Origin of the sequence: Halomonas sp. DP8Y7-3 (assembly GCF_019801675.1) — a bacterium.
Taxonomy (GTDB): Bacteria; Pseudomonadota; Gammaproteobacteria; order Pseudomonadales; family Halomonadaceae; genus Halomonas; species Halomonas litopenaei_A.
This window is the reverse complement of sequence record NZ_JAHVIO010000003.1, coordinates 155,839-177,268: the sequence shown is the minus strand read 5'-3', so window position 1 is coordinate 177,268 and position 21,430 is coordinate 155,839. Positions and strand designations below refer to the sequence as shown.

18 protein-coding genes are annotated in these 21,430 nt (G+C 62.8%); 10 read left to right on the top strand and 8 right to left on the bottom strand.

Annotated features, from left to right (window positions below; all coding sequences use genetic code 11):
* Window positions 1-25: 25 nt before the first annotated feature.
* Entirely contained in the window at window positions 26-610 is a 585-nt protein-coding gene (locus tag KUV86_RS03155; RefSeq protein WP_206939747.1) for a TetR/AcrR family transcriptional regulator, read from the bottom strand.
* 366 nt (window positions 611-976) lie between these two features.
* On the bottom strand, window positions 977-1,534 hold the full coding sequence (locus tag KUV86_RS03150) for a DJ-1/PfpI family protein (RefSeq protein WP_206939749.1): 558 nt from the start codon (window positions 1,532-1,534) through the stop codon (window positions 977-979).
* A 210-nt stretch (window positions 1,535-1,744) separates the two neighbouring features.
* Here KUV86_RS03150 and KUV86_RS03145 point away from each other — a divergent pair, with 210 nt between their 5' ends.
* The 5 genes from KUV86_RS03145 to KUV86_RS03125 all read left to right on the top strand — a co-directional run bounded on the left by KUV86_RS03145 (window position 1,745) and on the right by KUV86_RS03125 (window position 7,122).
* Window positions 1,745-2,428, top strand: coding sequence for a hypothetical protein (locus tag KUV86_RS03145; protein ID WP_206939751.1), 684 nt, complete (start codon window positions 1,745-1,747; stop codon window positions 2,426-2,428).
* 337 nt (window positions 2,429-2,765) lie between these two features.
* A complete protein-coding gene (locus KUV86_RS03140; RefSeq protein ID WP_206939753.1) occupies window positions 2,766-3,692 on the top strand; it encodes a lysine exporter LysO family protein in 927 nt (308 codons plus the stop codon).
* A 97-nt stretch (window positions 3,693-3,789) separates the two neighbouring features.
* Window positions 3,790-4,863 carry a LacI family DNA-binding transcriptional regulator gene (locus KUV86_RS03135; protein WP_224908072.1) on the top strand — a complete coding sequence of 358 codons (1,074 nt, stop codon included), beginning with the start codon at window positions 3,790-3,792 and terminating at the stop codon, window positions 4,861-4,863.
* A gap of 112 nt (window positions 4,864-4,975) precedes the next feature.
* Window positions 4,976-6,418 (top strand): ATP-binding protein, encoded by a 1,443-nt coding sequence (locus KUV86_RS03130; RefSeq protein WP_206939755.1) that lies wholly within the window; start codon window positions 4,976-4,978, stop codon window positions 6,416-6,418.
* Window positions 6,415-7,122 (top strand): response regulator, encoded by a 708-nt coding sequence (locus KUV86_RS03125; RefSeq protein ID WP_206939757.1) that lies wholly within the window; start codon window positions 6,415-6,417, stop codon window positions 7,120-7,122. Before KUV86_RS03130 ends, KUV86_RS03125 begins: the two co-directional genes overlap by 4 nt.
* 71 nt (window positions 7,123-7,193) lie before the next feature.
* On the opposite strand, the gene KUV86_RS03120 is transcribed toward KUV86_RS03125, so the two are convergent.
* Window positions 7,194-8,717: a DUF3360 family protein gene (locus tag KUV86_RS03120; RefSeq protein ID WP_222483528.1), complete on the bottom strand. Its 1,524-nt coding sequence runs from the start codon at window positions 8,715-8,717 to the stop codon at window positions 7,194-7,196.
* Window positions 8,718-9,058: 341 nt separating this feature from the next.
* Here KUV86_RS03120 and KUV86_RS03115 point away from each other — a divergent pair, with 341 nt between their 5' ends.
* A complete protein-coding gene (locus tag KUV86_RS03115) occupies window positions 9,059-9,889 on the top strand; it encodes a helix-turn-helix transcriptional regulator (protein ID WP_222483527.1) in 831 nt (276 codons plus the stop codon).
* 103 nt (window positions 9,890-9,992) lie between these two features.
* Here KUV86_RS03115 and KUV86_RS03110 read toward each other — a convergent pair whose 3' ends face one another.
* Window positions 9,993-10,592: a LysE family translocator gene (locus tag KUV86_RS03110; RefSeq protein ID WP_206939763.1), complete on the bottom strand. Its 600-nt coding sequence runs from the start codon at window positions 10,590-10,592 to the stop codon at window positions 9,993-9,995.
* A gap of 321 nt (window positions 10,593-10,913) precedes the next feature.
* Between KUV86_RS03110 and KUV86_RS03105 the strand changes: the two genes are divergently transcribed.
* The 3 genes from KUV86_RS03105 (at window position 10,914) to KUV86_RS03095 (ending at window position 14,963) form a co-directional block, all read left to right on the top strand.
* A complete protein-coding gene (locus KUV86_RS03105) occupies window positions 10,914-11,537 on the top strand; it encodes a hypothetical protein (protein WP_206939765.1) in 624 nt (207 codons plus the stop codon).
* A gap of 798 nt (window positions 11,538-12,335) precedes the next feature.
* Window positions 12,336-14,381 (top strand): choline BCCT transporter BetT, encoded by a 2,046-nt coding sequence (gene betT / locus KUV86_RS03100; RefSeq protein ID WP_206939767.1) that lies wholly within the window; start codon window positions 12,336-12,338, stop codon window positions 14,379-14,381.
* A 234-nt stretch (window positions 14,382-14,615) separates the two neighbouring features.
* Window positions 14,616-14,963, top strand: coding sequence for a DOPA 4,5-dioxygenase family protein (locus KUV86_RS03095; RefSeq protein WP_261395937.1), 348 nt, complete (start codon window positions 14,616-14,618; stop codon window positions 14,961-14,963).
* Between the two features lie 87 nt (window positions 14,964-15,050).
* On the opposite strand, the gene adhP is transcribed toward KUV86_RS03095, so the two are convergent.
* Entirely contained in the window at window positions 15,051-16,079 is a 1,029-nt protein-coding gene (gene adhP / locus KUV86_RS03090; RefSeq protein ID WP_222161743.1) for an alcohol dehydrogenase AdhP, read from the bottom strand.
* A gap of 211 nt (window positions 16,080-16,290) precedes the next feature.
* On the bottom strand, window positions 16,291-17,811 hold the full coding sequence (locus KUV86_RS03085) for an aldehyde dehydrogenase family protein (RefSeq protein ID WP_206939779.1): 1,521 nt from the start codon (window positions 17,809-17,811) through the stop codon (window positions 16,291-16,293).
* 142 nt (window positions 17,812-17,953) lie between these two features.
* On the opposite strand from KUV86_RS03085, the gene KUV86_RS03080 reads away from it, so the two are divergent.
* On the top strand, window positions 17,954-18,643 hold the full coding sequence (locus KUV86_RS03080; RefSeq protein ID WP_222237212.1) for a response regulator: 690 nt from the start codon (window positions 17,954-17,956) through the stop codon (window positions 18,641-18,643).
* A 186-nt stretch (window positions 18,644-18,829) separates the two neighbouring features.
* Here the strand turns inward: KUV86_RS03080 and KUV86_RS03075 are convergent, their stop codons facing one another.
* Both KUV86_RS03075 and nosP read right to left on the bottom strand, forming a co-directional pair.
* Window positions 18,830-20,233 carry a hybrid sensor histidine kinase/response regulator gene (locus KUV86_RS03075; RefSeq protein WP_315900955.1) on the bottom strand — a complete coding sequence of 468 codons (1,404 nt, stop codon included), beginning with the start codon at window positions 20,231-20,233 and terminating at the stop codon, window positions 18,830-18,832.
* Window positions 20,217-21,425: a nitric oxide-sensing protein NosP gene (gene nosP / locus KUV86_RS03070; protein WP_222483525.1), complete on the bottom strand. Its 1,209-nt coding sequence runs from the start codon at window positions 21,423-21,425 to the stop codon at window positions 20,217-20,219. Before nosP ends, KUV86_RS03075 begins: the two co-directional genes overlap by 17 nt.
* Between the last annotated feature and the right edge of the window lie 5 nt (window positions 21,426-21,430).

Below are 21,430 nucleotides of genomic sequence, written 5' to 3'. Positions count from 1 at the left end.
GTTCACGCTCTCCTGCTCTTGCGGCTCAGGCCTTGATACACGCCAGCAACGTGTCCTCAAACTCCGACATGGGCGAGCAGGTCCTCATCATCTTGGCCCTGAGCATGGCACCCTGCCAGCCCGCCAGGATGAACGATGCCATCGCCTCTGCGGAGATATCGCTGCGAATCGTCCCTGCTTGCTGCCCTTCTTTCAGGCAGCTGGCAAAGTAGCTTTCCCAGCGCTTGAAAATGCCGTCAAGGGCGTCTCGCAAGCAGTCACTTTGGGACGACATCTCCTGTCCCAGGGTGCCAATCAGACAGCCGCGCAAGTGTCCACATTCCGCCATGCCTTGACGCGCTTCAGCGAAATAACGGTGCAGCCGCGCAAAGGGCTCGTCAGAAGAATGCACCAGCAAGGCCTGGAAGCGCTTGTCGTACTCTTCCGCGAAAGACTCAACAACCGCAAGGCCGAACGCCTCCTTGCTGGCGAAGTAGTGATAGAAGGACCCCTTCGGCACGCCTGCCGCCTTGAGCACCGCGTTGATGCCCGTGGCCGTATAGCCGTGCTCGGCAAAGGTGGTCATGCCGACCTGAATCAACAGGTCTCTGGTGGGAGCTTTAGTCGTCATACATCGCACACTAGACCAGTCGTCTACTCACGTCAACCCCATCACAGGTGACTCCGCCGATAACCGTCAGCCTGACCACCAAGGCCCGAATAACGGGGCCTTGGCGTCGAGCAAACACCCACTTCATGGCCTCGCCAGCAGCACAATGAGGCACCGAACCGACCACTAACTATAGGGATACGCTCTATCGATGTACCTCATCGTTACCCTTCAGGGTTTCACAGCGACGCTTACTTGCGGCGCTTACTTGCGGCGCTTACTTGCGGCGTTTGCCCTGCGGCAATCGATTGGCGACGACACCCGCGCGTGAGTCTCCTCCCCAGCATGGGTCTCGCCACCGCCCGCTGCTGTCTGCAGCAGCGCGTTCTACAGCAGCGCGTTGAACTGGCGCAACCACTCCGGATGCGCCGGCCAGGCTGGCGCGGTCACGAACTTGCCACAGGTGATCGCATCGGTCACCTCGAGGTCGACAAATTCTCCTCCGGCCAGGCGCACTTCCGGCGCACAGGCCGGGTACGCGGAGATGCGGTGACCCGACAATGACACCGCGGCGGCCAACAGTTGGGCACCATGGCAGACGGCTGCAACCGGTTTTTCACTGTCGACGAAGTGGCGCACGACCTCCAGTACCCGCTCGTCCAGGCGCAGATACTCCGGCGCTCTGCCACCTGGGATTACCAAACCGTTGTAGTCTGCTACGGTGATGTCAGCAAAGGTCTCGTTCAGCGCGAACAGATGCCCCGGCTTTTCGGTATAGGTCTGGTCACCTTCGAAGTCATGGATGGCCGTCTTGACCGTATCGCCTTCCTTCTTGTCAGGACAGACCGCATCGACACGGTGCCCCATGGCCTGCAAGGCCTGGAACGGCACCATGATTTCATAATCTTCGACAAAATCTCCCGCGAGCAGCAACAAACGTGCCATAAGGCAGACTCCTTGGTCGTTGGAAACGGCGCAGGGTCGAGGCATTGACCGAAAAGTCGACGAGCGCAGGCACTTTTCAGACCCGCCTCACGCTGACCATGCTGTCATGCAGCGTAACCACTGATCCGCGTCATCGCCAGCGTCGCGGAACCTTGTCGCGGAATCGGCCTCCCACAGTAAGCGACCCGACTTGCCAGCACGGATAACACCATGGCCTCTATTCTCCACTATCGCCGACTTGTCACCCACTGCCGCCAGGCGCTCGGCGCCAGTCTGCTGTGGCTGCTGATCATGCCTGTCACGGCACAGGCAGCGACGCTATCGGCCTTCGACGCTCGCTATCACCTGTCGGTGGACGGCTGGCCGGATGCCACCGTCCATCACCGTCTGCAGCCAGAGGGCGAACATTGGCTCAGTGATATGCGCGCTCGCGTCGCCGTTGCAGAAGGTCAGGAAAGCGCGAGATTCCTGAGCCAGGGGGCACAGCTTCAAGCCATTGGTTACGCCAGCGGCTACAAGCTGCTAGGTATCGGCAAGCGCTACCAGCTCAATGCACCGCAGCTGCGGCAGACCCCTGATCGGCAGACAGCGTTGATTCAGCTGTCTCGCCAGGTACAGCAGCATGGCTGCTCGCCCTCCTGTGAGCTTCGCTATCTCGACCACAAGGGCGAACAGGAACGACTGATTGCCACCCCCATGGCGTCACGCAGGATGGAAGTGCAGGGACGCTCCATCGACGCGCCTAGGGTTCGACTGGCAGACCCTGACAAAGACGACCGACACATGGTGGTGACCTTTCATCCTGAGCTTGCTGGCCTGTTGCTCGGCGTGACCTATACCAAGCGGGGCGAGCAGGTCAGCGAGCTGGCACTCACCTCACTCACCCTTCCGTGACCCACCCCCATCCCAACCGAGGTCGCAAACCTCCGCTCGGCGGCGCTTCCCCCTCTCTTGCACCGACGACGCTCTGCCGCTTTGGTCGGCTTTCCCGGCCGACCAAATTTGCATAGAGTAGTGCGCTTTATGTTGGCACCGCAGGTAGCGAGGGACTTGTCCCAGCGCTCTACCTGCCCATGTTGCCCGCGGCTATCACCCGGGCGCTTCGTGCTGCGAGTGGATCGCCCATGGGAGCGATCCAGCCACCCCTTATACCGGCCGACCATCTCCTTTTCTCCCTGCGTTCTGGGAAGCGCCGACAAGCACTCTATCTATCAAGCAAGGATGCACTTTCATGTTTAGCGGTCTGCTGATCGTTCTGCTGCCCCTGGTACTGGGCTACCTGATCCCCGTTCGCAGCGCTGCGGTGCTTGGCTGGATCAATCGAGGCGTCAGCGCCTCCATCTATCTCATCCTGCTGCTGATGGGCATCAGCCTTGCGGGTTTGCCAGACCTCGGCAACCAGCTGTCGCGCATGGGCGGCCAAGCGCTGACGCTGTTCAGCGTGATTTCGCTGTTCAATCTGGCAGCCCTGTGGTGGCTGTCGCGGCGACTGCGACTGGATCTGGGGAAAAGGCAGGTCGTTGAAGGTGCGCCCACCAGCAAACTGGCCGCCATGGCTGGCTCACTGGCGCTGGTCGGGGTGGTCGTTGCAGGCCTGGTCCTCGGCCTGCTGCTGGTCGGCCGCTGGGGGGCGACCCCTTTCCAGCTGGCGGAGCACCTCGCCGAGTGGGTGCTGTACCTGCTGCTGGCGTTGATCGGCTGCCAGCTGCGCAATTCCGGCATGCCACTCAAGCAGATCCTGTTGAACCGACATGGTCTCTACATCGCCTTGACGCTGGCAACGAGCTCGCTGCTGGGTGGGCTGGCGGCGGCCCCGCTGCTCGACCTTGAGTGGAACGAGGGGCTGGCCATGGCCTCGGGATTTGGCTGGTACTCGCTGTCGGGCATTCTGATCGGTGAGCACCTAGGCCCCGCGCTCGGGGGCGTCGCCTTCTTCAACGACTTGACGCGAGAGCTGCTGGCCTTCGTACTGATTCCTCTGGTCATGCGCCGCTATGCGCCATTGGCCATCGGCTACGGCGGCGCCACCTCGATGGACTTCACCCTGCCCGTCATTCAGCAGCACGGTGGCGTTCGCTGCGTGCCCATTGCGGTGGTCAGTGGCTTTCTGCTGTCGCTACTGTCACCACCGCTGATTCTCTTCCTGGTGTCACTGTAGCTTCAAGCGTCAGCGCCTGGCAGCGGACCAGGCTTACTGTCGGCACGACATCATCCATCGCAGCCCTGCTGGCGACTGCATCGGAGGACATCCCACCGTGAGCACGTCCGATCGCCCTATCACGCTGAAGGATCTGGCCCAGCGCCTCAAGGTCTCGACGGCCACGGTGTCCAATGCCTTCAACCGTCCCGATCAGCTGTCGCGCGCGCTGCGCGAACATATCCTGGCCGAGGCACGCCGCCTGGGATACCCCGGCCCGGATGCCCGGGCGCGCAGTTTGCGCACCGGGCAGTCGCGCATCGTCGCGGTGGTACTGGCAGAAACCCTTACCTATAGCCTGAATGACGCCGTCTCCAGCGAGCTGCTCAGCGGTGTCACCGAGGTCCTCGACGCCCACGGCCACACCTTGTTGCTGTTGTCGGGACGTCAGGCGGGCTCACCGCGCCAGGCCGACGCGCTGTGCCACCCGGGTTCCGCCAGCATGGCCGACGGCTTTATCGTCTACGGCTTGATGCCCGGTGACCGCCTGATCAACGAACTTCCCGCCCAACGACCTCTGGTTGGCGTCGATTTCCATATCGATGCTCGACCTACCGTGCACGTCGACAATGAACAGGCGTGCTACGCCATTGCGCGCCACGCTCTGACCCACGCGCCCCAACGTGCGGCCATTGTGAGTCTGCGTCTGACCGTGGAGCCGCATAATGGTCGGGTCAGCCAGGAACAGGACTATTTAAGCGCCGACCACACCATCACCCGGGCCAGACTGGATGGCTTCCAGCGCGCGCTGTCCGAGCAAGGCATAGCCCCTGACGACGTGCCGGTGTGGAACATCGATGAAAACGTTCACGCTGTATGTGCCCCCGTGATCGCGGAGATTCTTGACCTTCCCGCCGAACAGCGTCCCGATCTGCTCTTGTGCATGTCAGACCGAATTGCCCTGACCGCGCTAACCCTGGCCGAGCAACGCGGCATCCGGGTGCCGCAGGACCTGCGCCTGACGGGCTTTGACGGCATCGAAGAGGGACAGTACCGCGCACCTCGGCTGACTACAGTACGTCAGAACAGCATCGAGAAAGGACGCGTCGCAGCACGCATGGTACTCGGCCTGGAGCCCGCTCAGCACCAGCGCCTTTCCACCCAGTTGGTGCTGGGCGATACCTGCCCCTGAACCACCGCCGGCGGCAAGCTGCACAAAGGTTTCACCGTTAATGACGCCTTTTCATGCCGAGCAATGGCATGCTGTGCAGGAACCACTGTCATCACGGTCAAGGAACTCGCGCATGTCCGCGAAACGTCTGTTTCGCCCAGCCTTCTCACGCCTGGGACTGAAGCTTTTCGCCATTATTCTGGTCGTCAACGTGGCCATTGCTGGCCTGGTCTTCGTGGCCATTTCTCGTAGTCTCGATCAGGGCTTCATCGAATACCTGGATCGTTCCCAGACCCGGCGTGCCGAAACCCTGGCGGAGGGGCTGGGCGAAGCCTGGGCGCGGCGACAGAACTGGCAATGGCTACGCCAGTCACCGCGGGCCTGGCATCATCTGGTGCGGCGACAGCTATGGCCCGGCGACAACCTGCCACCGCTGTCGATTGAAGGTGACCTGGGGGATCCACGGGATTTCGTACTGCACGACGAGAACGGACTGCCGGTCATCGGCCTGCCACCGGACAAGGATGACATGGCGGCAGAGCTTCGCTGGCTGCCGGTCATGAGTGCCGGGCGCCAGGTCGGGACCCTGGGGTATCGGCCTCCGGAACAGCTGATGGCCCGCATGGATCGACTGTTTCTGGCCCAGCAGCAGCGCAACCTGACGATCATCGTGATCGCACTGGCGCTGACGTCGCTGCTGCTGGCAGCCGCGCTGTCGTGGTGGATGGGACGCCGCGCCCGTGGCATGGCGCTGGCCACCCGGCGCCTGACCGAAGGCGACTACAGCATTCGCCTGCCCGAGCGGGGCCGCGATGAGCTGTCGAGCCTGTCACATGACTTCAACGTGCTGGCAGAAACCCTGGAGGCCAGTCGTGAGGCAAGAAGCCGCTGGGTATCGGACATCGCCCACGAGCTGCGCACGCCCCTGGCGGTGCTGCGTGGGGAGATCGAGGCGATGCAGGACGGCATTCGCGCCCTCGATCAGGACAATCTGCACTCGTTGTCCCAGGAAGTGGGCCAGCTGGAACGACTGGTCGCCGACCTGCGCCTGCTGTCACAGAGTGACGCTGGCGCGCTCGAAGTGCAGCTAGCCCCGCTGGATCTGGGCGAGCAGCTGTCCTCTCGCCTGGATGAGGCGGAGGGCTGGCTGAGTGACCACGGCATCAGCCTGGAGCATGATATCCAGCAGCCTGCCTGGATTCGTGGTGACATCCAGCGCCTGCGCCAGCTTTGGAATAACCTGATCGACAACACTTGCGCCTATACTCAGGCTCCTGGGCAGCTCAGGGTCCGACTCGAACGCGACGCCGACGACTGGCTGCTGCGCTGGGAAGATAGCGCCCCTGGCGTCCCGGCCAGCGAGCTGCCCCGCCTGACCGAGCGGCTATACCGCGTTGAAGGCTCCCGCAACCGCGCCAGCGGAGGCAGTGGCCTTGGCCTGTCCATCGCCACCGCCCTGGCACGGGCCCACGACGCCGAGATGACTCCCTCTCCTTCCGCTCTCGGAGGGTTATGCTGGACCTTGCGTTTTCCGGCCCTGCCCGACCACCTGCAGCAGCACGAGGACACCGAATGACTGATAACGACGCCGCCACCGACACGATCCTGATCGTCGAGGACGAGCCCAAGATTGCACGCCTGGTGGCGGACTATCTGCAGGGCAGTGGCTATGCCACCCACCACATTGACCACGGCGATCAGGTCGTGGGCTACCTGAGCGAGGTCGAGTCACGCCCCAGCCTGGTACTGCTGGACCTGATGCTGCCGGGCACCGATGGCCTGACCCTGTGTCGCGAGATCCGCCAGCGCTGGCCCGATATTGCCGTGGTCATGCTCACCGCCCGCGTCGAGGAAGTCGACCGACTGCTGGGGCTGGAGCTGGGTGCCGATGACTATATCTGCAAGCCCTTCAGCCCACGAGAGGTGGTGGCCAGGGTCAAGGCCGTGCTGCGTCGCAGCCAAGCCCGGCACACTGACAGCCAGGCCAATCACGACCTTATCCTGGATGAGAGCGGCTGGCGCGCCCTGGCCAACGGCCAGGATCTCGGCCTCACCGCGGTGGAGTTCCAGCTGCTCAAGGTCATGATGCATTCGCCGGGCCGCATCTTTGCCCGCGAGCAGCTGATGGATCACATGTACCGCGACCATCGCATCGTCTCGGAGCGCACGGTGGACAGCCACATCAAGAAGCTGCGCAAGAAGATCGCGGACATCTGGCCAGAACGAGAAATCATCCGCTCGGTCTACGGCGTCGGCTACAAGTACCAGCCGGAAGAGTGACACCGATCACCCGCCGACAACGCAAGAGGCCGCCCAAGGGCGGCCTCTTGCGTCTGGCACGTGCGCTCGATCTAGAACAGCGCGGGAATCCCGTACTGTCCCTCGAACATGCCCACCGCCAGCATGGCGAACAGACAGATACCGAGCACCGCGGCGGGAATGACCAGCCGATCCGCCAGCGACAGCCGCCCGGAACGCTCGCGGTCACCGATCCAGCCATTATTGTCGAGCAGCATGGTCGCAGCCCAGGCAAGAACAGGGTTGGTCACCGCAGCGGCAAACAGGCATACCCCGGCCGCCTGGGCGTCCTTCCCTTCCTTGATCATCTGTACGCCGGCCTCGAGCATCGGCAGGAACACCCCCACCAACAGCGCCACGCACATGACCGGTGGCCACACCGCGATGTCCATGGGGAACCCTAGAATGGCAATGGTGATGGTCAGCAGGCCCAGCAGGATCGCCCCCGCCGGAATCGGTCGTTTGGCAATCGCTGCCGGGATCATGTAAGTGCCCCAGGAAGAGGTGATATTGCCTCCTCCAAGGGCAGTGCCGACCACCTGGCGGATGGAGCACATGGTCATGGTGTCATCGACGTCCATCAGCACCCTGTCGGCCCCCTTGGGATAGTTCATCTCCTGAAAGATGCGATGGCCGAGAAAGTCGGGGGACCACATGGCCACCGCCAGAATGGCAAACGGCAGTGAGGCGATAAAGTGCTGCACATTGGGCAGCCCCATCATCCAGCCTTGTTCGGTGCTGCCCCACCAGTAGCTTGGGCTCAAGGGCGGAAGGCCTACTTCGGTGGTCAACTCAAGGTCACCACCTGCGCCCAGGGCGAGCGCCACCAGCAGTCCAGTGACCGCACAGGCAGGAATGGCCAGCCAGCGCTTGCCCAGGCGAGCCAGCACCGCATACAGCACAATGTTCACCGCCAGCACGATCAGAGCGACGTACCCCATGTCGCCGGAGAGGCCCAGGCCCCAAGATTTAAGATTGCTGATCTGGCCGATGGCCCCGGAAAATCCGAGGAAGATCAGCAGCCCCCCAGCGGTCCCTTGAGACGTCAGGTTGACCAGCCGCGACCCGCCCTTGATCCACGACAGCCCCAGACCAAAGGCGCCGATCCAAAGCGCCAGCGCCAGGGGATGCGCCCCGGCCAACGCCATGCTGCCGATCAGCGGAATCATCGGTCCATGGTTGCCGGCCAGGTTGGCACGGGGATTGAAGATCCCCGAACCCAGCACGCAGAACAGCAGCACCGGGAGCAGCATCTCGAGCCGTGACACGGCGATGGCGAAATCCTTGCCCAGCTGGACACCTGGCCAGGCGGCCGACAGCCCATCCGCCCAGGACATCATCACCGCCGAGTACATCGCGATGATACCGATGGTGCCTGCGATCGCCGGCACCAGATCCTCGATCTCGAAATTGAAGTCACGTCCGATCAAGTTAAGGCTGAAGCGCCTGGGACGCATGATCTTGAGTTCGTGCTCCAGATAGTCGGAGCGGCTGGCAAACTCGCTGGCATCCCGATGCAGCTCACGATAGCTGAGCGCCTCGGGCGATTGCGCCCGGGACGTGGCAGTGTCCGTCATGGTGATCTCACTTGTCAGAGGAAATCGACCCACTGCTCTTGCCACGCAGCGTCGTGTCCGACGGCCTTGTCAGCCAATGGATCGTTTCAGCAAAAAAGGTAAGTCACCTTATCCATCTGAGTGGCGATGCTCGTTGATCGCCGTCAGCCTTTTCCCCGCCCCTGGCGGCCAAGCTGTGCTCAGGGTGCATCCCTTGACCCAGCTCAGGCTCCACGGCACTTGCCTGCCGCGGGAAGATGGATAACAGTAGCTATCGTTGCTCTCCCTTGCGGCTCATCAACGAGACGTCCTTGTTAACTACAGAGCCCTTATTGATAGAGAGCCCGTCAGCGAGATCCGTCATGCGCACTATTCCGGCCACCCTGTCCCGCTATCTGCGCGCCCCTGACCTGCCACAGCTCGAGGCCAGGCGGGTGAGAGGGGGGCATCGCCTCAGTCACGCCGCCCACAGCCATGACACCCTGTCACTGGGTGCCATCGTTCAAGGACACTCCCAGTTCCGCCATCGCCACCGCTCCCTTGAAGTCACCCAAGGCGACGTGGTGATGATAGAGCCCGGCGCCATGCATGCCTGCAATGCCCTGAGCGACGCTGACTGGGGCTACGATATGGTCTATCTCGACAGCGCCTGGCTGGCCGTCCAGTTGGATGTAACGACGGACGACCTGCCGCCTCTGATTCGGCAGATCAGTCGCGATCCCGTGCTGCACCGCTCCATCATGGTCCTGACTGACACCCTTGCCTCCGCCGATGCCGACCGGTTGGAGCGGGACGCCGCCTTGGCCTTGCTGGTGGCTGAGCTGGCCAAGCAGATGGCACGAGCCGAGCCTCTGCGCAATGCTCCGCCCGACGCCCTGGCCCGTGCCTGGCAGCGTCTGAACGATGACTGGCAACATGACCTGAGCCTCGCCGACCTGTGCCAGGAGGCGGGCTGTCGCACCACCAGCCTGATCGCAGGCTTTCGGCGCCACTATGCCACCACGCCCCATGCGGCCCTGATCGATCTGCGAGTGCGCGAAGCTCGCGATCGGCTGCGCCAGGGCCAGCCGATTGCGCAAGTCGCCAGCGATTGCGGCTTCGCCGACCAGGCGCATCTGCAGCGAACCTTCAAGAAACTGCTGGCGACCACACCGGGGCACTACGCCGAGGGTTCCCTCCCCCGCCACGCATAGTCGGCTTATCTCCCGCCGGATTGTTGCCGCCCTCGGGGCGGCTCTGGGCGTGTTGATGGCCAAGGGCGAGCAACGTCCGCGGATGATAGAGGGGCCACCCCGTTCAAGGCAGAAGCATCAATACGCCACTGCACATCAGCGTCACCGCCAAGCCGCGCTGCAGCAGCTGGCGACGTCCCGCATCGGCCAGCCACTGCCCCGCATGCGACCCGCACCATGCCCATACGCAGGCACTGGCAAAGCAGACCGTCCCCCACGTCAGGGTAAACACGGCCATATCTAGCCCTCCTCGCCCCGCAGTAAAGATCCCGAGCCCCGCCATGGAGGCGATCCACGCCTTGGGATTGAGCCACTGCATCAGTGCCGCCGTCATCAACCCTGGCGCTGTGCCATGGGCCTCTGCTCCCCAGTCGCCGCGGTCCTGCAGCAGTTTCCAGGACAGCCACGCCACGAACCCTCCACCCGCCGCCTTCAACACCCACTGCAATACCGGCAGCGCCTGCCAGACGCTGCCAAGTCCGGCCGCCAATACGCCTAGCAAGAGCGTGAAGCCAGCACATGAGCCTACCGCAAGGCGCATCGCTCGGGCGCCACCGTGGCCGATCCCGGCGGTCAGTATCAGCAGGTTCACGGGACCCGGCGAAAGCGACGCCACCAAGGCAAATCCCAATATCGCCAACAGTTCATCAGCAGAAAACGTCATGTCGTACTCCGCACCCAGGGGAAAGCCTCAGCCTGCGGCTTCTGCTGGTGCGGGTATTGAAGAAAATTTCACCCACTGTCCCGCCAGCCTCCTGAGCTTGTCTCGCCACCAGCCACGTCCACCGTCTTGGAGCCTTCCGCCTGCCACGGCGGCTTTAACTGGAACAGCGTGTTGCATAACGTCGGCTGCGCTTGCCGCTTCTCTGCACATTGGCTGCATGTCAGTTGCACGACACCCCGCCAAGATGAATCACGTCAACAAGGGCATCGCCCGGACAACATCACCCTTGGTAAAGGGTCATCAACGCTGAAGGAGTCACACATGAAAACCACGTTTGCTCGCAAGGCCCTGCTGTCTGCCGCCATCTCCGCTGCCCTGCTGCCGATCGCGATGAGCGCTAGCGCGGCTCCGGATCGCCACGAAGGACCGCGTCACGCTGGCCCTGATATGCGCGCGGAGCTGTATGAGCGTGCCGGCATCGACGCCGACACCCGCGAAGCACTCAAGCAGGCAGGTATCGAGCATCACGAGGCCATCGAGGAACTGAACGCCGATTTCCGCGAACAGCGCCAGGAGATCCTCGGGGAAGATGGCATGGCCGCGCTGGAGCGCGCCCGTCATGAACTGCGCGAAGAGCGCGTCAATGCGCTGGTCGACAAGTGGGAGCTGTCCGCTGAAGACCGCGAGGCCTTTAATGCTGCCCGTGAGTCCTTCAAGGAAGGTGCCGAGGCTCTCAAGGCCCAGGACTTCGAGAGTGACGAACAGCGACACGATGCATGGCGCGAGCTGATGACGTCCTCCAGGGACCAGATGGCCAACATCCTCGACGAGCAGCAGATGCGTGAGCTCAAGCACGCCCTGATGCCGGGCCATGATCAAGGTCCTCGCGGCCACGGCGAGCGTCATCCTCACGAGCATGGCAAGCGCCACGCTCCCGAGGCCTGATCCCCGCCCACAAGGAAACACTGACAGCCTGTTGCAGCTGATGACGCCACCGCAGCAGGCGGCCTCGGAATGACTGACGGTCACCAGGATCGTGTGCTGCAGTCACCGTAGCCTCTTGAGCGTCATCATCGATGCCGTGTTTCCCTAGGCGCCGGAATCGCTTTCCGGCAGCCCCTCGTAAGCCCCATGCCGCCCGGCATGGGGCTTTTTCATGGGTATCGTCCCCTCGTGGCGTGGGTTCCTCGGCCGCGCTTCTCGTCTTCGTTTTTCTTTCCCATTCCTTGGCCCCGCTACTTAGTCCCGTTCTCTGGCCCCGTTCTTCGGCCCCGCTCCTTGGCCCCACCCTTCGTCCCCGTTCTCTGACCCGGTTCCTGCGCACCATGCCCAACGCTTTCTCCACGGTCTTTTGGTGACGACCTTGAAAGATGCATCGGGACTCTGTATTTTATTGAACGTTCAATCAATAAAATGTGAGCCTCCAACGGCTGGATAGGATCGTCAGCGACCCCATCCAAGAGCCGCCGCTGGGGTCGCGCTTGCTGTCTCGCGAACACTCGCTGTGCTGGCGACCTGCCCTATCGGCAGCAGCACAATGAGCCTTCGGCCAGACGGCATTGATCGCGACACTCCGTCACCACCATTTCGTTAATTGCTCATCCAATTAACGAAATGGCGTAGCAGCAAGGAATGCCCGCTGGGAGATGCCAGGACGGCGCTACGGAGACCGGCACAGCAGGGCCTCGGTCAGCAAGTTGCCGGATCGGCTCAGTCTCATTTCATCCTCTAGGGAGCACGTGCATGTCACAACATGAAAACGCCTCCCGCGATCGTCTCAACCCCGTCGTCTTTCATGGCGCCGTGGCAGGCATCGTGGTCTTTCTCATCTTCACCATGACCTTGACCGAGCAGGCAGGCGCCTTGTTCGATGCAGGGCTCGCCTGGGTCAACGATACCTTTGGCTGGTACTACATGCTGGCCGCCGTGGCCTATCTGGTATTCGTGCTGGTGATCAGCCTGTCCCGCGTCGGCAACATTCGGCTAGGCCCGGATCACTCCCGCCCAGAGTTCTCGCTACTCTCCTGGGCGTCCATGCTGTTCGCTGCAGGCATTGGCATCGACCTGCTGTTCTTCTGCGTGGCAGAGCCGCTGTCGCACTACCTGACCCCTCCGGACATGGCACCGGAAAGTGCCGCTGCGCTGCGCCAGGCCGTCCCCCAGACCTTCCTGCACTGGGGCCTGACCGGGTGGGGCATGTACGTCCTGATGGGCATGGCTCTGGCCTACTTCAGCTATCGTCACCGCCTACCGCTGGCCATCCGGAGCGCGCTCTATCCGCTGCTGGGCAAGCGCATCTACGGCCCGATCGGCAATGCCGTGGACATCACCGCGGTCATTTCCACGGTGTTCGGTATCGCCACCAGCCTGGGCATCGGCGTCATCCAGCTCAATTACGGCCTGACGTTCATGTTCGGCGTGCCTGAGAGCCTTTCGACGCAAGTCGTGCTGATCGTACTGGTGGTCATACTGGCGACCATCTCCGTGGTGACCGGTGTAGAGAAAGGCATCCGTCGCCTGTCCGAGTTCAACATGCTGCTGGCTGCTGCCCTGCTGCTGTTCGTGTTGTTCCAGGGCGATACGCTTCATCTGCTGAATGCCCTGGTGCTTAACGTCGGGGACTATCTGGGTGGCTTTGTCGGCAAGAGTTTCGACACCTATGCGTTCGCCGGCAGCGACGCACAGCAGTGGAAGGGCTGGTGGACCATCTTCTTCTGGGGCTGGTGGATTGCCTGGACGCCCTTTGTTGGCCTGTTCCTCGCTCGTATCTCGCGTGGGCGCACCATTCGCCAGTTCGCCATGGGTGCCCTGCTGATTCCACTGGGCTTCATGATGGCGTGGATGTCCATCTTCGGTAACTCCGGGATCGACATGGTCGCCAATGACGGTCTGACGGTGCTGGGCGAGCAGGCTCTGGCCACGCCGCAGACCACCATCTATACCTTCCTGGAGCAGTATCCCTATATCAGCATTACCGCCTCGGTGGTGACGCTGCTGGGTGTGGTGTTCTTCGTGACCTCCGCTGACTCCGGGGCTCTGGTCCTGGCCAACTTCACCTCGATCCTGCGTGACGTGAACCATGATGCACCGATTCGCCTGCGCATCTTCTGGTCTGCCATCATTGGTCTGATTACCATTGCCCTGCTGATGGCCGGTGGTCTGGACGCTCTGCAAAGTGCGGTAGTGATCACAGCCCTGCCCTTCTCGCTGGTGATGTTTGCGATCATGGTCGGGCTGACTCGTGCGCTGCGCACGGAGAAGGAAAAGGCCGACGCGCGCAAGCTGGTAGCGGCCAGCGGTGAAGGAGGCAACTGGAAGGAGCGCCTGGATCGCGCGCTGGACACCTCCAATCGCGCCGGCGCGGAGTCCACCATCAAGCACGCCTTGCGTCCCGGCCTCGCCCAGTTTGTGGAAGAGCTCGAGCGCCGTGGCCAGACCGCCACCCTGAGTGAGGAGCAGATCGACGGCGAGCCGTTGCCGCGCCTGACCCTGCAGGTGGACTTCGATGAGATGCAGAGCTTCGTCTATCAGGTCAGACCACACCGCATGCGTACGCCGAGCTTCCTGCCCGCCGATGACGACTACTACCTGCGTCTGGACGTCCATCTGGCGGAAGGCGGCCTGGGGCAGAACCTCAACGGCTACACCCGCGGCCAGGTCATCGACGACGTGCTCGGCGAATACGAGCGTCATCTGCAGTTCCTGGCCATTGCCCGCCAGGGCACGCCGACACCGGCCATGCCGGGCTTCATCGGCGAGCCACCGGAAGGGGCGACTCAAGATCCCTGAACACCTTGGCGTTCAGATAACCCTGCAACATCAGCATCAACTGCGGCGGCCCCAGGGGCCGCCGCTTTCTTGTGCGTTGATTAAAGTGGTGCAGTGAGAGTGCTGTGGGGCTGGCCAGGACTGAGACTGGCGAAAAGTGGTGCTGGCCCGGTCGTGAAGCTGCAAGCCAGCCCACCACCGTTGCTCCATCCCTCCATTGGCGCGATGCTACAAGGACTACCAAGGAGCTTACCGATGCCCGATGTCGATCAGATTCGCTACTACCATGCCCACCTCTACTACGACGATGCTTCCGGGCTTGCCCAGGCGCAGACGTTGGCAGACGCCTGCCAGGCACGCTTTGCCGTGCAGGTCGGGCGCTTTCATCAACAACCGGTGGGCCCACACCCACGCTGGAGCTGCCAGCTCTCCTTCGCCGCTGAAGACTTCGGTGCCATTGTGCCCTGGCTCGCCATCCACCGGGGCGACATGGACATTTTTGTGCACCTGGGTACCGGCGATGACCTGTTTGACCACACTCAGGGGGTCATCTGGCTGGGCCAGAGCCAAACGTTGAACCTCGACGTGTTTCACCGCGACTGAGCGGCAGAACGCAAGCACCTGGGCCTTGGATACCTGGGCTCCACCGCTTTCCCTTACGGGACCACCCTTCTGTAAAGGAAGGGATCGTCAGCCCTGCATATCGAGCACCACCCTCCCCTCGATCTTGCCATCCAGCATACGCCCGAAGATGTCGTTGATATTGGCCAGGCGATCGGTGGAAACGGTGGCCTTGACCTTGCCTTCGCCGGCGAAATCCAGTGCTTCCTGCAGGTCCTGACGGGTGCCGACGATGGAACCACGCACGGTGATGCCGTTAAGCACGGTATCGAAGATCGGCAGCGGGAAGTCCCCTGGCGGCAGGCCGTTCAAGGCAATGGTACCGCCGCGCCGAACCATGCCCTGGGCCTGTTCGAAGGCCTTAGGCGACACCGCCGTGACCAAGGCTCCGTGGGCACCGCCGATATCGCGCTTGAGCGCTGCCACAGGGTCTTCCTTGAGGGCGTTGACGGTCACCGTGGCACCCAGCTTCTTGGCCAGCTCCAACTTGTCATCCGCGACATCAACGGCTGCCACATTCAGCCCCATGGCCTTGGCATACTGCACCGCCATATGGCCCAGTCCGCCAATCCCTGACACCACCACCCATTGCCCCGGGCGGGTATCGGTCATCTTCAGCCCCTTGTACACCGTCACCCCGGCACACAGCACGGGAGCGATCTCGACAAAGCCCACACTGTCCGGCAGATGACCGACGAAGCCAGCATCGGCGATCGCGTACTCGGCGAACCCGCCGTTTACCGAATACCCGGTGTTCTGCTGCGACTCGCACAGCGTTTCCCATCCCCCCAGGCAGTGTTCGCAGTGCCCACAGGCGGTGTACAGCCAGGGAATACCGACGCGATCACCCTCCTTGATATGGGTGACCCCTTCGCCGACCGCCGCCACCTGGCCGACACCTTCATGGCCAGGAATGAAGGGAGGATTGGGCTTGACCGGCCAGTCGCCGTGAGCCGCGTGCAAGTCGGTGTGACACACACCCGATGCCGCAATCTTGACCAGCACCTCGCCTCTGGCAGGACGCGGTACCTCGACTTCCTCGATGCTCAGGGGTTGACCAAACTGACGAACGACGGCGGCTTCCATAGTGCGTTGCATGGCATGACTCCTTGCCTTGTTTCAGGCATGAGAAGACCTTGGTACGCCCATGTCGAGGACCCGCGATACACCACACTCATCACCACGCACACGACATTGACGACCAGGCAATGGGCGCCCAACAGGCGCCGGTAACATGCGCCAGGTTCGGCGCGATCACTCGGACTCTCCACTTGGCCAGCGGCGCTGCCACTGGCCAAGTGTCATTGGATCAGAAAAAACCCAGCGGATTCGTGTCGTAGCTCACCAGCAGGTTCTTGGTCTGCTGGTAATGCTCGAGCACCATCTTGTGGGTCTCGCGACCGACACCGGATTTCTTGTAGCCGCCGAAGGCGGCGTGGGCGGGATATTGGTGATAGCAGTTGGTCCACACACGGCCGGCCTGAATCCCGCGACCCATGCGGAAGGCCACGTTGATGTCACGGCTCCACACGCCAGCACCAAGGCCAAACTCGGTATCGTTGGCGATGGCCAGGGCTTCTTCCTCGTCCTTGAAGGTGGTCACAGCCACCACCGGGCCGAAGATCTCTTCCTGGAACACCCTCATCTGGTTGTTGCCCTTGAGCAGCGTCGGCTCGATGTAGTACCCGGTATCCAGGGCCGGATCGACCTTGGCCTGGTTGCCCCCGGTCAGAAACTCGGCTCCCTCCTCACGGGCGATGTCCATATACGACATGATCTTGTCGAACTGCTCCTTGGAGGCCTGGGCACCCACCTGAACATCGGTGTCCAGCGGGTTGCCACGTTTGATCGTGGCGACCCGCTCCATCACCTTGGCCATGAAGGGTTCATACATGCTTTCCTGAATCAGCGCCCGCGACGGACAGGTACACACCTCACCCTGGTTGAAGAACGCCAGCACCAGGCCCTCGGCCGCCTTGTCGATGAATTCCGGCTCGGCATTCATGATGTCGGCAAAATAGATGTTGGGCGACTTGCCACCCAGTTCCACCGTCGAGGGGATGATGTTGTCGGCGGCGCACTTGAGAATATGCGACCCCACCGGTGTCGACCCGGTAAAGGCAATCTTGGCGATCCGCTTGCTGGTCGCCAGGGCCTCACCGGCTTCGGCACCAAAGCCATTGACCACATTGACCACCCCGGCAGGCAACAGATCCCCAATGATTTCCATCAGCTTCAGAATGGAAGCGGGGGTCTGCTCTGCCGGCTTGAGCACTACGCAGTTGCCTGCCGCCAGCGCCGGGGCCAGTTTCCAGGTGGCCATCAGTAGTGGAAAGTTCCAGGGGATGATCTGGCCGACCACCCCTAGCGGCTCATGGAAGTGGTAGGCCACGGTGTGTGCGTCGATATCGGCAGCAGTGCCTTCCTGAGCGCGAATGCAGCCGGCGAAGTAACGAAAATGGTCGACTGCCAGGGGGATGTCGGCGTTCAGGGTTTCGCGAACCGCCTTGCCGTTGTCCCAGCACTCTGCCACCGCCAAGGCTTCCAGGTTGGCCTCGATGCGATCCGCTATCTTGAGCAGGATGTTCGAGCGCTCCGTGGCAGAGGTGCGCCCCCAGGCCGGCGCTGCGGCATGGGCGGCATCCAGCGCCTTGTCGATGTCCTCCGCCGTTGAGCGTGGGATCTGGCAGAACACCTGGCCGTTGACCGGACTGACATTGTCGAAGTACTGCCCCTTCACCGGAGCGACGAATTCACCGCCGATGTAGTTGCCGTATTGCTCGTCGAAGCTGACGACGGCGCCGGGCTGTCCGGGGTTTTGATAGATCATGGCGTGTCTCCTTTGTCAGGATGTTGTCGTTGTACGCCATTCCAGTCTTGGTCACGGACCCGGCATGCGACATACTGCCCTGGCAGGAGAGTGCCTCCTCCTTCGGTAGGAGGCTCATCGTGAAGAACGCGGAGAGCCCGACATGTACAGCCTGATGGTGGCTGACGATCACCCTCTGTTTCGCGACGCCATCACCGCGGTGATCCAGGCAGGACTACCCGGTGCCTCGCTGCGCGAGGCGGACTGTTTCGCCGCTCTGGCCCAGGGGTTGGATGCCGATGACAATGTCGACCTGGTGCTGTTGGACCTGAACCTGCCCGATGCCTCGGGGCTCGATGGCCTCGATACCCTCAGGCGTGCGTTCCCTGGCGTGGCAGTGGCCGTGCTATCGGCCGAGAGTGACCGAGCCACGGTACTGGGGGCGCTGGATCTAGGCGCGGTTGGATACCTGCCCAAATCCACGCCTCGCCCGGACCTGCTGGCGGCGATCAAGCAGATTCTTGACGGGCAGATCTATCTGCCTGCGGATATCATGCGTCGGCCAGCTGAGCTGTCTGCCGTCAGGCCCTCTCCCGCCCCCGCGCAGAGCACGGCCACTCCCGTGGACGTGTTGAACCAGCTGACGATAAAGCAGCTAGAGGTGCTCTCACTGGTCATTCGCGGAGCCTCCAACAAGGTCATCGCACGGGAGCTCGAGATCGCCGAGACCACCGTCAAGACCCACGTTTCAGCCATTCTCAAGAAGCTCGGGGTCAGTAGTCGAGTGCAGGCCATCCTGGCCGCCGACGAGTCCACCCTCTTGACCTGCCTGGCAAACCGAAGGACCCGCTAAGGCGCCGACTACGACGCAGCCAGGTTTTCAGACAGCCGTGACCAGGGTCCGGAAGAAGACGTAGGGAAGGACAGCACACCGTGCGCCAAGTCAGCTGCGTCACTTCACTCACCCAAATAAAGTGCTACCGACACACCCCCTCCCTACCGTCGCGACACGAACCTTCCAGTGGCTCCCACGCTCGACTCAACTCAAGAGATGCACCAATGCCTGACGTAGCCGTAGCGGTTTCACCGGCTTCAACAAGCAGGTGATGCCCTGCTCGCGACAGCGGCGCTTGATGGCGGCGTCGTGGTTGGCCGTGATCAGAATCGGGACGATACCGCGCCCGCTGGCGGCAAGACGTTGGGCCAGGGAGAGCCCGTCTTCCTCGTCATCGGCCAGGTGATAATCGATCATCACCACCCTGGTCCCCGCAGGGGTATCAGGCGCCGCCTCTGCACTGTCCAGGCTTTGCTCAAGTTCGCTGACTTCAAGCGCCAGCCGCGACTCGCAGCCCCATCCGCCCAGCAGCGCCCGCATCCCGTCGAGAATGGCGGGGTCGTTGTCCAGTACCCATACCAGGCTGCCCGCCAGCACCTCTTCCCCGGGCAGGCGCTGTCTGTCGGGCGTCTCCAGCGGCGTCGGCACCGACTCGACAAGGGGAACCGTGACCGAGAACAAGGCGCCATGCCCGGGCCGGCTGACCAGCCGAATGGGATGATCCAGCAAGCGCGCGATGCGCTCGACAATCGCAAGCCCAAGACCGAGACCGCGCTCCTGCGCCTTGGCGTCGGCATCACCACGCCGAAATTCGAGGAAGATGTCCTGCTGGCGTGCTGCATCGATGCCTGGTCCGGTATCGCCGACCACAATCTCGAGACAGGCCGCTCCACCGATCTGCCGACGCCGACAGCCCAGCAACACGCGTCCGGACTCGGTATAGCGCACCGCATTGGACATCAGGTTACGGATGACGCGGGCCAGCAGGGCCAGGTCCGAGGCGACCCAGGCGCTGCTGGCGACGTAGCGCAACGCCAGCCCCCGCGCCCCCGCCATCTGGCGGCATTCTTCCGCCAGCACGTCCAGCAGCTGGGTCACTGAAAAGGGGGCGATATCCGGCGTCAGCACGCCCGCATCGAGCCGCGAGATATCCACCAGCGTCCCCAGCAGCAACTCCACATCCGCCAGGGAGCGATCGATGCGGTGGACCAGGCGCCCGGGCTCATGGCCTAGCTGCTGCTCTTCCAGAGCGCTGGCAAACAGTCTGGCTGCGTTCAAGGGTTGCAGCAGATCGTGGCTGACCGCCGCAAGAAAACGTGTCTTGGAGGCATTGGCCGCTTCTGCCTCGCGCCGCGCCTCCTCCAACCGCGCATTGGCCTCTGCCAGCTCATCGAGGGTGCGGTGCAGCGTCTCGGTACGCTCGCGCACCTGCTCCGCCAGCAATACGGCGTGTTCGAAGGCGCCATAGGGCGCCGACCCCATGCCCGCCGACTCGACGCGTTCCATCAACGCCTGGCAGATCTTGCGCAGTCGCCGGTTCTCTTCCTCCAGCTCGTGTTCCAGCGCCGTCGTCAAGGTACTCGGCTGTCGCTCACCGGCCAGATCCAATCGCCACCCCCGTGAAGGTCTGATTGACGTGCATGCCATGGTGCTGTTCGCCATAGGTGTTGAAGCCGAGCACCGATGCCCCGGACAGCTGGCGGGAGGCCTCTGCCACCTGATCGAGGGCTTCTATCTCGAGACGACGTAGAAAGCAGTCGCAGCCGATGATCAACTGTGGGCTGCCTAGCCGCTGCCGCAGTCCGCTCAGGGTGTGCTCCAGCGCGGTGAGAATGGGCTCGGCAGCCATCGCGGTCAGCACGATGCCGGTTTCCACCGCACAGTAGAAGCTGAGACTGCCGTCGGCATTGGCACGCTGGATGGAGCGCACGTAGTAGGCATCCCCCAGCTTGACCGCCAGCGGGAAGCGGGCGAACACCCCTTCATCGAGCTGGCTGGCTGGCACGCCCACCCACCGCGCGTACTCATCGACAGCGGGCAGCGCATTGAGCTCCAGCACGCGCCGCCCCTCGGCGTCGGCAAGGGTCACCACCAGCTTCTCCCTGCGGGCCTTGAGATGGTGGGACGAAAACACCTCGAAGGGGTGGTGAGTGGTTATCAGCACGACAACCGCAGCACCACTGTGAAAGCGCCCCGCCGTAAACACATGGGTATGGGCCAGGTGATTGTCGTCGCCCGCTGAGCCGCCAAAGCTCGGGATACCGCCAAGTGCGGCGTCGAGCGTCGCCAGCACCTGCTCTTCACTGGCCGACAGACCATCGAGCAGTGTCAGCGCAAACGCCTCTCCCGGCAGGCGTCGTCGCGCGCTGCTCAAGAGCGCCTCGACCCGACGCTGCGCGTCCGGCAATGTGACGTCGTCCAGCTCCTCAATCAGGGTCGTGGCGACGCCATAGTGCCGACGATCAAAGCCGATGGCCACGATGGAGCCGCGGGCATAGCCTGTTGGCGTAATCTCCCCTGCGCTGGTACACCCGGCCACCGGCAGTTCACCAAACCTGGCGTCGATCGCCTCGGCCAGCTCGTCCAGCGGGTATTCGGCACTGACGAAGAACAGCACGAACCCAAGATCGGGGTGATCGAGTCCTTGCTTCAACTCCTGCGCCGCAACCCCAGGCCGGGGATCGCGACTACATGCGACGCTCAGGCCAAGCGCCTCGTGGTCGCGCGCGACCGGGGCGGATATCCCGCTATCCGTCCCACGATCCGTCTCACCGTCCAGAACCCTATTCCTATCCGCCATTGAAG

Coding starts and splice junctions, on each gene's coding strand:
- KUV86_RS03155 (WP_206939747.1), bottom strand. CDS start 610: ATGACGACTAAAGCTCCCACCAGAGACCTGTTGATTCAGGTCGGCATG.
- KUV86_RS03150 (WP_206939749.1), bottom strand. CDS start 1,534: ATGGCACGTTTGTTGCTGCTCGCGGGAGATTTTGTCGAAGATTATGAA.
- KUV86_RS03145 (WP_206939751.1), top strand. CDS start 1,745: ATGGCCTCTATTCTCCACTATCGCCGACTTGTCACCCACTGCCGCCAG.
- KUV86_RS03140 (WP_206939753.1), top strand. CDS start 2,766: ATGTTTAGCGGTCTGCTGATCGTTCTGCTGCCCCTGGTACTGGGCTAC.
- KUV86_RS03130 (WP_206939755.1), top strand. CDS start 4,976: ATGTCCGCGAAACGTCTGTTTCGCCCAGCCTTCTCACGCCTGGGACTG.
- KUV86_RS03125 (WP_206939757.1), top strand. CDS start 6,415: ATGACTGATAACGACGCCGCCACCGACACGATCCTGATCGTCGAGGAC.
- KUV86_RS03120 (WP_222483528.1), bottom strand. CDS start 8,717: ATGACGGACACTGCCACGTCCCGGGCGCAATCGCCCGAGGCGCTCAGC.
- KUV86_RS03115 (WP_222483527.1), top strand. CDS start 9,059: ATGCGCACTATTCCGGCCACCCTGTCCCGCTATCTGCGCGCCCCTGAC.
- KUV86_RS03110 (WP_206939763.1), bottom strand. CDS start 10,592: ATGACGTTTTCTGCTGATGAACTGTTGGCGATATTGGGATTTGCCTTG.
- KUV86_RS03105 (WP_206939765.1), top strand. CDS start 10,914: ATGAAAACCACGTTTGCTCGCAAGGCCCTGCTGTCTGCCGCCATCTCC.
- betT (WP_206939767.1), top strand. CDS start 12,336: ATGTCACAACATGAAAACGCCTCCCGCGATCGTCTCAACCCCGTCGTC.
- KUV86_RS03095 (WP_261395937.1), top strand. CDS start 14,616: ATGCCCGATGTCGATCAGATTCGCTACTACCATGCCCACCTCTACTAC.
- adhP (WP_222161743.1), bottom strand. CDS start 16,079: ATGCAACGCACTATGGAAGCCGCCGTCGTTCGTCAGTTTGGTCAACCC.
- KUV86_RS03085 (WP_206939779.1), bottom strand. CDS start 17,811: ATGATCTATCAAAACCCCGGACAGCCCGGCGCCGTCGTCAGCTTCGAC.
- KUV86_RS03080 (WP_222237212.1), top strand. CDS start 17,954: ATGTACAGCCTGATGGTGGCTGACGATCACCCTCTGTTTCGCGACGCC.
- nosP (WP_222483525.1), bottom strand. CDS start 21,425: ATGGCGGATAGGAATAGGGTTCTGGACGGTGAGACGGATCGTGGGACG.